The sequence below is a fragment of the Mesobacterium pallidum genome, assembly GCF_019966535.1.
In the GTDB taxonomy this organism is placed as follows: domain Bacteria; phylum Pseudomonadota; class Alphaproteobacteria; order Rhodobacterales; family Rhodobacteraceae; genus Mesobacterium; species Mesobacterium pallidum.
Map to the genome: position 1 here is coordinate 46,642 of NZ_JAIMID010000010.1, position 11,970 is coordinate 58,611.

Consider the following 11,970-nt stretch of genomic DNA (forward strand, 5'->3'; position numbering starts at 1 on the left):
GATCAGATCACGACGATTAAGGCCGCAGCAAGCGGGACGGGTCAACAGGAAACTTGGTGGCTCGGCAAGCAGATGCCGCCTGATTGGGCAGGACGTCGGGTCAATTTTTGACCGTTCGGTCAATTGCGAGGCAGTCCGCCCTGCGGCGGGTTTCAGAGCGCGATCTCCATGAGAATCGCGTCCTCGGTCCGGCCGTCCGCAAGGCGATAATAGCCGCGTCGGCGGCCGCAAACGCTCCAGCCGGTTGCCGTGTAAAGCGCAAGGGCGGGGGCATTGCCGGCGGCCACCTCGAGAAAGCCGCGAGTCGCGCCGCGGGCGCGGGCAAGGCCGGCGAATTCGGCCAGCCGCGCGCGGGCGAGGCCCCGGCGTTGGGCGTCCGGGTGGGTGGCGATCAGCAGCAGTTCGGCCTCGTCCAGCACGGCCCGGCCCAGGGCAAAGCTGTGCGGGTCGGCGCTGAGGAAACTGGACGGGTCCTCGAGCGAGCCCGTGAATTGCGCCGCGCTCCAGGGCTGGGTGTGGCGTTCGGCGGCGGCGTGGAGGGCGGCGAGGGTGTCGGCGTCAGTCATCCAGCAGCGCCGGGGGCTGGTCGGACGAGGGCGCGGCATCGGCGGGACGGACGTAGAGCGGGGCCGGGCGGGGCTGCGGCTGGCCCGTTGCCAGACGTGCGGCGGCCACCCGGGCGATCTGATGCGGCAGGGCGGTGGGATCGGGCGTCGCCAGGGCCACGTCCTGCATGAGGTCCAGCATCTCTTCGACAGGGGCGAGCCGGATGTCGCCGGTCTTGGCGTCGCGCAGGTAGGCGCCCTTGCGTGGGCCGGGGACGGCGGGGCAGACCGCACGCGCAAGATCGGGCTGCATCGCGTCGAAGGCGTTCACACCGATGGCCGGGATGCCCAGCGACAGGGCAAGCCCGCGCGCCGCTGCCACCGAGATGCGGATGCCGGTGAAATTGCCCGGCCCGATGCCGACGCCGATGGCATCGAGGTCGGGCCAGCCGATCCCGGCCTCGGCCAGCAGCTCTTCGAGCAGGGGCAGCAGGCGTTCGGCCTGTCCGCGGGCCATGTATTCGTGCCGAGTGGCGACGATGGACCGACCGTCGCAAAGCGCGGCGGCGACGTAAGCGGCTGAGGTGTCGAAGGCGAGGATCATGGGGGGCTTATGCCGCGAGGGGCGGGGCGGGGCAATTGGTTTGCAGGAACGAAAAAGGCCGCCCAGAAGAGCGGCCCTTGATGCAGATGCGCGGTGCCTTACACGGCGACCGGGCGCACCTCGGTCACTTCGGGAATGTAGTGGCGCAGCAGGTTCTCGATGCCCATCTTCAGCGTCAGCGTGGACGAGGGGCAGCCGGCGCAGGCGCCCTGCATGTGCAGGTAGACGACGCCCTTGTCGAAGCCGTGGAAGGTGATGTCGCCACCGTCCTGCGCCACCGCGGGCCGGACGCGGGTGTCGAGCAGTTCCTTGATCTGGCCGACGATCTCGCCATCCTCGCCGTCATGCATGGCATGGCCGCTGGAGGCTTCGCCTTCCATCACCGGGGCGCCGGACTGGAAATGCTCCATGATCGCGCCAAGGATCGCGGGCTTGACGTGGTCCCATTCGACCGCCTCGCCCTTGGTCACGGTGACGAAGTCCGAGCCGAGGAAGACGCCGGTCACGCCCTCGACCGAAAAGATGCGGCGGGCCAGTGGCGACTTGTCCGCGGTGTCGGCGGTGGGGAAGTCGGCGGTTCCGACGCCCAGGACCGACTGGCCGGGCAGGAACTTGAGCGTGGCCGGGTTCGGGGTGGATTCGGTCTGAATGAACATCTGTCGGGCACCTTTCGCTGCGTCCTCGGGATATGCGCGTCGCAGCCCCCGGAGTCAAGGTTTAGAACAGTTCTAAGCGGTGTGTCGCTGCGACGCGCTTACCGGAATCGCGGCCCCAATTCGCCCGGATCGATGCCGTCCAGCTGCCAGAAGGCCCGCGCCTCCGGGCCGATCCGGTCCAGCGCGCGGTGCAGATCGACTGGCTGGATGGCGCGGTGCAGGGCGTAGAAGGCGGCGCGAAGCACCTCGGGCCCGGCAAAGTTGTGATCGCCGCGAAAGGCGCGCGCCTCGGCCACGTAGGTCGAGGGATCGGCCCAGGGGCGGGGCGGCGCGGGGTCCCACCGCTGCACGAAAAGCGCGCGGGGAAGGGCGGGCAGGACCTGGGCAAAGGCGATCGCCTGCGCGACCGGCAGCCGGTCGCGGAAGGCGCGAAAGACCCCTTCGAGCCCGGTATAGGCGACGTTGTCCGAGGGCGTGTTCAGCACCTCGCGCATGTCGTCGAGGATGCCGCGCCATTCTTTTTGCGCGTGCCGGAAGGTCCAGGGCATCGGCATGGGCGCCGCCGATCAGGTGATCGCCTCGAGCCGCTCTTTCGACAGGTCGCCCGGCACGATGGTGATCGGGATCGGCAGCGTCCCGGCAGAGCGGGTCAGCTGCGCCACCAGCGGCCCCGGTCCCTTGCTGTCGGTGCCCGCGCCCAGCACCAGCACGCCGATCTCGGGATCTTCCTTGATCTGCGCCATGATCTCCTTGACCGGCTCGCCCTCGCGGATGACGAGGTCCGGATCGACGTTCTGCCGGTCGCGCATCCACTTGGCGAAAACCTCGAAATGCGCCTCGATCCGCTCGCGGGCCTCTTCGCGCATGATGTCGCCGACACCGATCCAGTGGTTGAATTCGTCGGGCGGGATCACCGACAGGATCTCGACCCCGCCGCCGGTCTTGCTGGCGCGCATGGCGGCGAAACGCATGGCGTTCAGGCATTCGCGGCTGTCGTCGAGGATGACGAGGAACTTGCGCATCTTGGGGTCTCCCTGGTTGGCCGTCAGGATGTCGCACCTGCCGGGCCGTTGCAAGCGTCCGGGCGGGTCAGGGCGCGAGGGCGCCGGCGAGGGCGCGGGTAAACGGCCGGGTGAGGCGGGCACCGAGCCATCCGGCGACGGCCATCAGCGCCTGGGTCGCGCTGAGCCAGATCAGCGCGGCGGCGGCCAGCGCCTCGTCGCTGATCCGGGCGAGGGTGCGGAAGGCGCGGGACTTGCCCAGCACCTCGAGCACGCCGCGCGTTTCCGGCCCCGCCGCGTCCGACAGGCGGGCAAGGCGGGCGGCATCTTCGGCCCCTTCCACGTGGCGCAGCAACAAGGCGGTATCGGTGATCGAAGTGTTGCCCGCCACGCGGCCCACATCGGCCGCCAGCGCCTGCGCGCGGGCAAGGCGGGCGGTGTCGGCGGCATCGGTGCTGCGGGTGACGATCCGGCCCACCAGCGCGGGATCAAGCACGCGCATCACCTCGTCGCCAAGGCCGGTGGTCAGCGTCTTCATCCGCCGCGCGACGCGCATCCCCGTGGCGCCCGCCTTGACGCTGGCCGAGGTGCCGCCCGTGACAAGGATCGCGCCCGTGGCCAACAGCCCGACCGAGGCGAGCGTGACGTCGAGGCGGTCGATCTCTTCCTCGTTCCACCAGTCCACCCCGGCGCGGCGCAGGGCGTTGAGGTCCCCGACCGGCGTCAGCTCCACCGGGATGCCGCAGGCGGCCAGCAGGCGGATCGAGGGGCAGTCGGCCACATCCGCCACGCAGATCGCGCAGTCGCGGGCGGTGGCCATCAGCCCGGTTTCGCTGGCGCGCAGGGCGTCGATCTCTGCGGCCTGTTCGGGGCCGGGCGTGACCCCCACGCGGGCGGCGACGGGCAGCAGGGTCTCGATCCGGTCGAGGTCGTCTGTGTCCAGCGCCGCCGCGATCTCGGCCTCCAGCCGGTCCGGGCTGAGACGGCGTGCGATCGCAGCGTCCAGCATCCGCGTCGTTTCCGCCAGCGTGGCGTCGCGCATCGGGGCGGCGAAGGGGTTGGTCGACAGCGCCCAGAGCATGAGCCCGAGGCTCAGCATCAGCGGCGACAGGCGCAGGAGCCGTGCCAGCCAGCGCCGCTTGCGCGAGACGCGCCTGCGACGGGGCGGCGCGGGCTGCGGCCGTTCGGCCCGCAGCACGGCCGAGGCCGGCGGCCGTGGAGGGCGCTTGAGCGGCGGCTCCTGCCGGGGTCCTTTGCCGTTGCGCGGGCCGGAGGGCATGGGGTCAGGCGCTGCTCGCCGCCCAGTCCCAGTACATCTCGCGCACCCGGCGGGTCACGGGACCCACCTGGTAGGAGGTGTCCTCGAAGGCGGTCACGGGGGTCACCTTGTTCATGTTGCCCGACAGGAACACCTCGTCCGCGGCGCGGAAATCGTCAAAGCCCAACACGGTTTCATGCACCGTCACGCCATCGGCGCGCAGGTTCTCAAGGTGCCGGGCGCGGGTGATCCCGGCCAGGAAGGTGCCGTTGGCGATGGGGGTAAAGACCTCTCCGTCCCGCACCATGAAGACATTGGCGGTCGCCGCCTCGGCCACGTTGCCCATGGCATCGGCCACCAGCGCATTGCCGAAACCGCGGGCCCGCACCTCGCGCAGCATCCGCGCGTTGTTGGGGTAAAGGCAGCCGGCCTTGGCATCGACGACCGAGCTATCCAGCACCGGGCGGCGGAACTGCGTCAGGCCCAGCGTGGTGGTCGCGCTCTCGGGCGCCATCGGGATTTCCTCGAGGCAGAGCGCAAAGCCGGTCACGTCCTCGTCGGGCACGATGGCGGTCGGATCGCCGTTGATGCCCCAGTACATCGGCCGGATGTAGACCGCCGCGCCGGGGGCATAGGCCGACAGCCCCTCCAGCGCGATCTGCACCATGTCCTCGGTCGTGACGGTCGGCGTCAGCCCCATGACATGGGCCGAGCGGTTGGCCCGCGCGCAATGCTTGTGAAGGTCGGGGGTCAGCCCGTTCACCATCCGCGCCCCGTCGAAGATGCCCGAGCCCAGCCAGGCGCCATGGTCGGCGGCGCGCATGATCATGACGTCGCCGTCATGCCAGGCGCCTTCGAAATAGGTGCGGATATTGGTGCCTGTGGCCATGGCTCTCTCCTCGGGTCTTCTTTGGCGTCCGGCCGGGGCGCCGTTCGCGCGCCACACTAGCACCGGGGCCGGCATGGGCAAGGCGGTACGGAAATGACCCCCGGTCGCGGGGCGACCGGGGGCCGGATCAAGAAGGCTTTGGTTCTCAAATATCGCAGCCCGGTTTCGGGGTGACCGGGCCATCTGGCGCCCCGCAGGTCACGGTCGGGACAGGGGCAGGAGGCGGGCACGACGGCCGGCCTGCGTTGCCCGGGGTGACCGGGGCCGGAAAGGCTTGGGGCGATGTGTGCCCGATTCCTGCAACAGGCGCGTGACAGCGGGGGCAGACATGCAAACCGCCCGCCCGGGGCGGTCCCGGGCGGGCGGCGCATGCGTCGACGCGGGCTGGATCAGCCGCGCACGAAGCCGACGATGTCGTAGGTCCGCTCGAGGATCGGCGCGGCGATCTCGCGGGCGCGGGCGGCACCCTGGGCGAGGATCGCGTCGATCTCCTCGGGGGCGGCCATCAGCTCGGACATTTTCGTCGAGATCGGCGACAGCTTGTCGACGGCGAGGTCGGCCAGCATCGGCTTGAACTCGGAAAACGCCCTGCCGCCCACGTCGCGCAGCACCTCGTCCACGCTTTGCCCGGCCAGCGCCGCATAGATGTTGACGAGGTTGCGGGCATCGGGCCGCTCGTCCAGCCCCTTGGCCTCGGAGGGCAGTGGCTCGGGGTCGGTCTTGGCCTTGCGGATCTTCTTGGCGATGGCGTCCGCGTCATCGGTCAGGTTGATCCGGCTGGCATCCGAGGGGTCGGACTTGGACATCTTCTTGGTGCCGTCGCGCAGCGACATGACGCGGGTCGCCGCGCCCTCGATCACCGGCTCGGGCAGCGGGAAGAACTCCACGCCATAATCGTGGTTGAACTTGGCCGCAATGTCGCGCGTCAGCTCGACATGCTGCTTCTGGTCCTCGCCCACGGGCACATGCGTCGCGTGGTAGATCAGGATGTCGGCGGCCATCAGCGACGGGTAGGCAAAGAGGCCCAGAGAGGATTTCTCGGCATTCTTGCCGGCCTTGTCCTTCCACTGGGTCATGCGGTTCATCCAGCCCATGCGGGCCACGCAGTTGAAGATCCAGGCCAGCTGCGCATGCTCGGGCACCTGGGACTGGTTGAACAGCATCGACTGCGCCGGGTCGAGCCCGGCGGCGATGAAACCGGCGGCCAGCTCGCGCGTCTGGTGGCGCAGCGCGGCGGGGTCCTGCCAGACGGTGATCGCGTGCAGGTCGACCATGCAGTAGAGCGTCTCCATGCCCTGGCCCTGCGCATCGACAAAGCGCTTGAGCGCCCCGAGGTAATTCCCGAGGTGCAGGTTGCCCGAAGGCTGGATGCCCGAAAAGATGCGCGGCGTGAACTGCGCGGACGAGGAGTGCGTTTGGACCGCATCCGTCATGGGGGATCTCCGTCTGGATTGTATCGCCCGGGTGGCTTACTTGGGGGGCTGAGAGCCGTCAAGGAGCGCCCATGTCAGACCCGCACTACGAACCGCCCGTGAATCCGATCCCGCCGGTGGTGCTGGCGCTGTTCCTGGTGATGGCGGCGGTCGAAGGGTACTTCGGTCTTGGCCGCGCCGGGCTGATCGGCGGACCCGAGGCGATCGGCTGGCGCAACCTCGCGATCCAGGACTACGCCGTCAACGGAGAGCTCTTTGACCTGATGCTCGAGACCGGCCGCTGGCCGCCCGAACATGTCATGCGGCTGGTCACCTACCTTTTCGTGTCGGGCTCATTCACGCAGGCCGCCTTTGCCGGCGCCATGCTGCTGGCACTTGGCAAGCTGGTGGGAGAGGTCTTCTCCCCCCTCGCCACGGCCGCGGTATTCCTCGTCTCGGGCATCTCGGGCGCGCTGGCCTACGGGCTGGTGCTGGACAACACCGGCTGGCTCTTCGGCGCCTTCCCGGGGGTCTACGGGCTGATCGGCGCCTTTACCTACCTGCTCTGGCTCAAACTGGGCGAGCTCGGCACCAACCAGCTGCGCGCCTTCACGATGATCGGTTTCCTGATGGGCATCCAGCTGCTGTTCGGCCTGCTGTTCGGCGGAACCCGCGACTGGGTCGCAGATGTGGGCGGCTTCGGCGCGGGCTTCCTGATGAGCTTTGTCATCAGCCCCGGCGGCTGGTCCCGCCTGCGCGATCGCATGCGGCAGCGGTGAGGCGCGGTCCTTTGCGGCCCGCCTGGCGGATCCGTGGTATGCCTCCGGCGGGAGTTTATTGGCAAGATGAAGAACGGATCCCCTGCTTCATCTTGCCTCTAAACTCCGGGGGGTGTGGGGGGCTGGCCCCCCACGTTCCACGTCTCCCCTATTGCAGGTCGGCAAAGGCCTTGTGCAGCCGCTCCACCGCGTCCTCGACCAGCGCGCGGCGGGTGGCGATGTTGAAGCGCAGGAAGCTGTCGCCGCCCTTGCCGAAGGCCGGGCCCTTGTTGATCCCGATCTTCGCGTCCTCGGAGACACGGCGGGTGAACTCGGCCTGCTCCATCCCCGTGCCCGAGAAATCCACCCAGGACAGGTAGGTCGATTCGAGCGGCATGGAGCGGACCCCGGGCAGTGCCGCGATCCCGGCATCGAAGATCTTCCGGTTGCCGTCGAGATAGGCGATGCATTCCTCCAGCCACTCGGCCCCCTCGGGGCTATAGGCGCCGGGGTAGACGAATTGCGCCACCGCGTTGGGCGAGATGCCCAGCGCGCCCATCTTGGACGCGAAAGCGGCGCGCAGGTCGGGATCGGGGACGATCACGTTGCCGGTGTGGATGCCGGCGAGGTTGAAGGTCTTGGTCGGTGCAGTCAGCATCAGCAGCCGGTCGGTGATCGACGGGTCGGCCACCGCCAACGGCAGGTGTTTGTGGCCCGGAAACACGAGGTCGTGGTGGATCTCGTCCGAGACGATCATCAGGTTGTGCCGCTTGGCAAAGCTGCCGAGCGCGGTCAACTCACCCTGCGTCCAGACCCGGCCGCCGGGGTTGTGCGGCGAGCAGAGGACGATCATCCGCTCGGACCCGGTCAGCATGGTCTCGTAGGTGTCGAAATCCATCTCGTAGCGGCCATCGCGATTAGCCAGCGGCAGCTCGCGGATCTCGCGGCCCGCTTCCTTCAGGATGCGGTGGAAGGCGTGGTAGACCGGGGTGAAGAGGATCACCGCGTCACCCGGCGCCGTGAACGCCTCGACGCACATGGCGGTGCCGTTGACGAGGCCATGGGTGGAAAAGATCCAGTCGGGCTCGATCTGCCAGCCATGGCGGTGGTCCATCCACCAGCAGATGCTGTTCCGATACAGGCCGTCGTCGCCGAAATAGCCGTAGACCCCCACATCGACATACTCCTGCAGCAGCTTGCGCACGCTGTGCGGCGGGCGGAAGTCCATGTCGGCCACCCACATCGGCAGCCCGCCGTCGTTCGAGACGCCCGTGTAGCTTTCCATCATGTCCCATTTGGTCGAATGGGTGCCGATCCGGTTGATCTCTTCGTCGAAATTCATGGGGCTTGCCTCGTCTTCCTGGATGCGCAGACGCTAGCGCCCCCAGCGCCGGGTGCAAGGGGCGTTGCGAAACGCGGAGTCATCGCCTAGATCAAGCCGCATGAAACGACCGATCCTGATCCATCCCGACCCGCGCCTCAAAAAGGTCTGCGCCCCCGTTTCCGATATCACGGACGAGGGGCGGGCCCTGGCCGACGACATGCTCGAGACCATGTATGCCGCGCCGGGTATCGGGCTGGCCGCGCCGCAGGTCGGCGTGATGGACCGGCTGATCGTGCTCGATTGCGAGAAGGACGACGAGGTGGCGCCGAAGCCGCTGGTCATGTTCAACCCCGAGATCCTGCAAGCCTCGGACGATCTCAGCGTCTACGAGGAAGGCTGCCTGTCGATCCCCGACCAATATGCCGAGGTGACACGCCCCGCCGAGGTGCGCGTGCGCTGGCTCGACCGCGACGGCAACGAGCAGGAGCGCGATTTCGACGGCCTCTGGGCGACCTGCGTGCAGCACGAGATCGACCACCTCGACGGCAGGCTCTTCATCGACTACCTCGGCGCGATGAAGCGGCAGATGATCACCCGCAAGATGGTCAAGCTCAAGCGCGACCGCGCCCGGGCCTGATGGCGGTCCTGCCGATCCTGCGCTGGCCGGACCCGCGCCTTTCGCAGGTTTGCGAGCCCGCACCGGTGGCCGAGGCGCTGCTGGACCTGATCGACGACATGTTCGACACGATGTATGCCGCCCAGGGCCGGGGCCTTGCCGCGCCGCAGGTCGGCGTGATGCAGCGGTTCTTCGTCATGGATGCCGGCTGGAAAGAGGGCGACAGCACGCCCGAGGTGATGATCGACCCCGCCGTGATCGCCTGGGAAAAACGTGACGTGGTGATGGAGGAGGCCTGCCTGTCGATCCCCGGCGTGGTCGTGCCCGTGGCGCGTCCGGTCGCCGTCACGCTGGGCTGGCGCGACCGCAACGACGATTACCACATGCGCGATTTCGACGGGGCCGAGGCACGGATCATCCAGCACGAGCTCGACCATCTCGACGGCCGCGTACATTTCACCCGGATCGACGACGCGACCCGCGGGGTGCTGGAAACCCCCTACCTGGAGGCGCTGTCATGACCACCCGTCGCTGCATCCCCTGGCCCGACAAGCGCCTGCGCACCCGCGCCGAGGACGTGGCGATCATCGACGACGCGGTGCGCGCCACCTGGGCCGACATGATCGACACGATGGAGGCGATGCCGGGCGTCGGCCTTGCCGCGGTGCAGATCGGCGTGATGCGGCGGCTGGCGGTGGTCGATGCGTCGGAGGGCCGCGGCCAGGCGGTCTGCATGGCCAATCCCGAGGTGCTGCATGCCAGCGTCCAGCTGCGCGAGCACGAGGAAGCCTCGCCCAACCTGCCGGGTGTCTCGGCGGTCATCAAGCGGCCGCGGGCGGTGACGGTGCGGTTTCTGAACGCGGATGGTCTGGAGGAGGAACGCGACTTCGTCGGGCTCTGGGCGACCTCCGTGCAGCACCAGATCGACCACCTGGCAGGGCGGATGTATTTCGACCGGCTGAGCAAGCTCAAGCGCGACGTGTTGCTGCGCAAGGCCCGCAAGCTGGGCGGGGGCTGAGATGGCGCGCCGGAGATTTCATGCCTTCGGCGAGAGTATTTGTGGAATAATGAAAGCAGGGATGCGGAGGGGCCGACCATGCGCGTGATCTTCATGGGAACGCCCGATTTCTCGGTGCCGGTGCTGGAGGCGCTGGTCGATGCCGGCCACGAGATCGCCGCCGTCTATTGCCAGCCGCCACGGCCGGCGGGGCGGGGCAAGAAGGATCGTCCGACCCCCGTCCATGCGCGGGCCGAGGCGCTGGGCCTCGAGGTGCGCCACCCGGTGTCGCTGAGGGGGGCCGAGGAACAAGCCGCCTTTGCCGCGCTGGGCGCCGATGTGGCCGTGGTCGTGGCCTATGGGCTCATCCTGCCGCAACCGGTGCTGGACGCGCCCAGACACGGTTGCCTCAACATCCATGCCTCGCTGTTGCCGCGCTGGCGCGGAGCGGCGCCGATCCACCGGGCGATCATGGCGGGCGATGCCGAGACCGGCGTCTGCATCATGCAGATGGAGGCGGGGCTGGACACCGGCCCCGTGCTGCTGCGCAAGGCCGTCCAGATCGGCGACGAGGAAACCACCGGCGCGCTGCACGACCGGCTCAGCGCGCTGGGCGCGGCGGCCATCATCGAAGCGTTGGCGCGGCTGGACGCGCTGACGCCTGAAGTCCAGCCCGAGGAGGGCGTCACCTACGCCGCCAAGATCGACAAGGCCGAGGCCGCCATCGACTGGACCCGCCCCGCGGCCGAGGTCAGCCGCCAGGTGCGCGGCCTCGCCCCGTTCCCCGGGGCCTGGACCCTGGTCGGCGGTGAGCGGATCAAGCTGCTCGGCGCGTGGGTCGAACCGGGCGGTGGCACGCCGGGAGAAGCGCTGGACGATGCGCTGCTGATCGCCTGCGGCGACGGCGCCGTGCGGATCACCAGGGCGCAGCGGGCGGGCAAGGGCGCACAGGAGGCCGAGGTCTTCCTGCGCGGCTTCCCGGTCCCGCGCGGCACGATGTTGGGAGAGGCCTGATGTTTCCCACCATGATCGGCACCGTCGTGATCGCGGGCATCGTCGGCTATGCCTCGGAAAAGACCGGCTGGACGCACAACGGCTATCTGCAAAGCATCATCATCTGCATCGGCGGGGCCTTCCTGGCCTATTTCCTGCGCCTGATGTTCGGCTTCGGCTTCGGCTCGCCCGGGCTCAACGCCATCGCGTCCTCGGTCGGCGCGCTCATCATCGTGCCCTTTCACTGGAGACGCTGACCCATGCCCGCCCTCTGGCTGCTCATCGTCGGCGCTGCCGCCGGCTTCATCGCCACCCGCCTCATGGGCCGCGAGACGGACATCCTCACCACAATCGCGATTGGCATGGCCGGCGCGCTGATCGGCGGGTTGGTCCTGCGCGCGCTCATCGCCATCGGCGGCGCGCTGGCGGGACTCGTCGGCGCCATCCTCGGCGCGCTGCTGCTGCTCTGGCTCTGGGACCGCTACGGCCGCAAGTGACCCCCGAAAGTTTCCAAAATGCCCGAATTGCAGGCATACTTTTGAAAATATGCGCAATGTGATATGATTACGTAGCGTCAACTTAGAATCGGTGGCGCTGCATCATCCACTAAGGGGGGCTTTCAAGATGCGCATTTTGACCATTCTTTCGATTGCACTGTTGGCGGCGGCACTGTTCGCGTCGCCCGGCTTTGCCGACAAGGGCGGCGTTCCGAACGAGAACGCCAGCGACAACGCCGAGGGCAGCGCCAACGACAATGGCAACAAGGGCGGAAACGGCGGCGGCAAGGGCGTCGGCCACGGTGACGCCGATGCCAACCACGACGGCAAGCACGACAAGTGGGGCTGATCGCCGATTGATCGGACGATCTCACTGACGAGAAAGGGCTTCGCACTGCGCGGGGCCCTTTTCTTTCGGGA

General features: G+C 68.5%; 17 protein-coding genes. 8 read left to right on the top strand and 9 right to left on the bottom strand.

Translation table 11 applies throughout. The features are described 5' to 3' along the window. Window positions 1–152: 152 nt before the first annotated feature. The 8 genes from MF270_RS15350 to trpS form a co-directional block, all read right to left on the bottom strand. Window positions 153–566 (bottom strand): GNAT family N-acetyltransferase, encoded by a 414-nt coding sequence (locus MF270_RS15350; RefSeq protein WP_238366784.1) that lies wholly within the window; start codon window positions 564–566, stop codon window positions 153–155. After that, window positions 559–1,149 carry a tRNA (adenosine(37)-N6)-threonylcarbamoyltransferase complex dimerization subunit type 1 TsaB gene (gene tsaB, locus MF270_RS15355; RefSeq protein WP_238366785.1) on the bottom strand — a complete coding sequence of 197 codons (591 nt, stop codon included), beginning with the start codon at window positions 1,147–1,149 and terminating at the stop codon, window positions 559–561. The genes MF270_RS15350 and tsaB overlap by 8 nt, the downstream gene beginning before the upstream one ends. A 98-nt stretch (window positions 1,150–1,247) precedes the next feature. Further along, window positions 1,248–1,805, bottom strand: coding sequence for a NifU family protein (locus MF270_RS15360; protein WP_238366786.1), 558 nt, complete (start codon window positions 1,803–1,805; stop codon window positions 1,248–1,250). Between the two features lie 98 nt (window positions 1,806–1,903). Beyond that, complete coding sequence (locus MF270_RS15365) at window positions 1,904–2,359, bottom strand: DUF2267 domain-containing protein (protein ID WP_238366787.1); 456 nt, start codon at window positions 2,357–2,359, stop codon at window positions 1,904–1,906. Between the two features lie 12 nt (window positions 2,360–2,371). After that, on the bottom strand, window positions 2,372–2,827 hold the full coding sequence (locus MF270_RS15370) for a universal stress protein (RefSeq protein WP_238366788.1): 456 nt from the start codon (window positions 2,825–2,827) through the stop codon (window positions 2,372–2,374). Window positions 2,828–2,894: 67 nt separating this feature from the next. Continuing rightward, a complete protein-coding gene (locus tag MF270_RS15375) occupies window positions 2,895–4,085 on the bottom strand; it encodes a hypothetical protein (protein ID WP_238366789.1) in 1,191 nt (396 codons plus the stop codon). A 4-nt stretch (window positions 4,086–4,089) separates the two neighbouring features. Beyond that, window positions 4,090–4,953 carry a branched-chain amino acid aminotransferase gene (locus MF270_RS15380; RefSeq protein WP_238366790.1) on the bottom strand — a complete coding sequence of 288 codons (864 nt, stop codon included), beginning with the start codon at window positions 4,951–4,953 and terminating at the stop codon, window positions 4,090–4,092. 389 nt (window positions 4,954–5,342) lie between these two features. Beyond that, entirely contained in the window at window positions 5,343–6,386 is a 1,044-nt protein-coding gene (gene trpS / locus MF270_RS15385; RefSeq protein WP_238366791.1) for a tryptophan--tRNA ligase, read from the bottom strand. A 71-nt stretch (window positions 6,387–6,457) separates the two neighbouring features. On the opposite strand from trpS, the gene MF270_RS15390 reads away from it, so the two are divergent. After that, the gene (locus tag MF270_RS15390; protein WP_238366792.1) at window positions 6,458–7,144 is read left to right on the top strand and encodes a rhomboid family intramembrane serine protease; all 687 of its coding nucleotides are present in this window, start codon (window positions 6,458–6,460) and stop codon (window positions 7,142–7,144) included. Between the two features lie 148 nt (window positions 7,145–7,292). On the opposite strand, the gene MF270_RS15395 is transcribed toward MF270_RS15390, so the two are convergent. Beyond that, complete coding sequence (locus MF270_RS15395) at window positions 7,293–8,465, bottom strand: MalY/PatB family protein (protein WP_238366793.1); 1,173 nt, start codon at window positions 8,463–8,465, stop codon at window positions 7,293–7,295. A 100-nt stretch (window positions 8,466–8,565) separates the two neighbouring features. On the opposite strand from MF270_RS15395, the gene def (MF270_RS15400) reads away from it, so the two are divergent. The 7 genes from def (MF270_RS15400) to MF270_RS15430 all read left to right on the top strand — a co-directional run bounded on the left by def (MF270_RS15400) (window position 8,566) and on the right by MF270_RS15430 (window position 11,899). Then, window positions 8,566–9,084, top strand: a complete 519-nt coding sequence (gene def / locus MF270_RS15400; RefSeq protein ID WP_238366794.1) for a peptide deformylase — start codon at window positions 8,566–8,568, stop codon at window positions 9,082–9,084. Further along, complete coding sequence (gene def, locus MF270_RS15405) at window positions 9,084–9,584, top strand: peptide deformylase (protein ID WP_238366795.1); 501 nt, start codon at window positions 9,084–9,086, stop codon at window positions 9,582–9,584. The genes def (MF270_RS15400) and def (MF270_RS15405) overlap by 1 nt, the downstream gene beginning before the upstream one ends. Then, window positions 9,581–10,081, top strand: coding sequence for a peptide deformylase (gene def, locus MF270_RS15410; RefSeq protein ID WP_238366796.1), 501 nt, complete (start codon window positions 9,581–9,583; stop codon window positions 10,079–10,081). The genes def (MF270_RS15405) and def (MF270_RS15410) overlap by 4 nt, the downstream gene beginning before the upstream one ends. A gap of 78 nt (window positions 10,082–10,159) precedes the next feature. Beyond that, the gene (fmt, locus tag MF270_RS15415) at window positions 10,160–11,074 is read left to right on the top strand and encodes a methionyl-tRNA formyltransferase (protein ID WP_238366797.1); all 915 of its coding nucleotides are present in this window, start codon (window positions 10,160–10,162) and stop codon (window positions 11,072–11,074) included. Further along, the gene (locus MF270_RS15420) at window positions 11,074–11,310 is read left to right on the top strand and encodes a hypothetical protein (RefSeq protein ID WP_238366798.1); all 237 of its coding nucleotides are present in this window, start codon (window positions 11,074–11,076) and stop codon (window positions 11,308–11,310) included. Before fmt ends, MF270_RS15420 begins: the two co-directional genes overlap by 1 nt. A gap of 3 nt (window positions 11,311–11,313) precedes the next feature. Beyond that, on the top strand, window positions 11,314–11,550 hold the full coding sequence (locus MF270_RS15425; protein ID WP_238366799.1) for a GlsB/YeaQ/YmgE family stress response membrane protein: 237 nt from the start codon (window positions 11,314–11,316) through the stop codon (window positions 11,548–11,550). A 127-nt stretch (window positions 11,551–11,677) separates the two neighbouring features. Beyond that, window positions 11,678–11,899, top strand: a complete 222-nt coding sequence (locus MF270_RS15430) for a hypothetical protein (protein WP_238366800.1) — start codon at window positions 11,678–11,680, stop codon at window positions 11,897–11,899. Window positions 11,900–11,970: the final 71 nt, after the last annotated feature.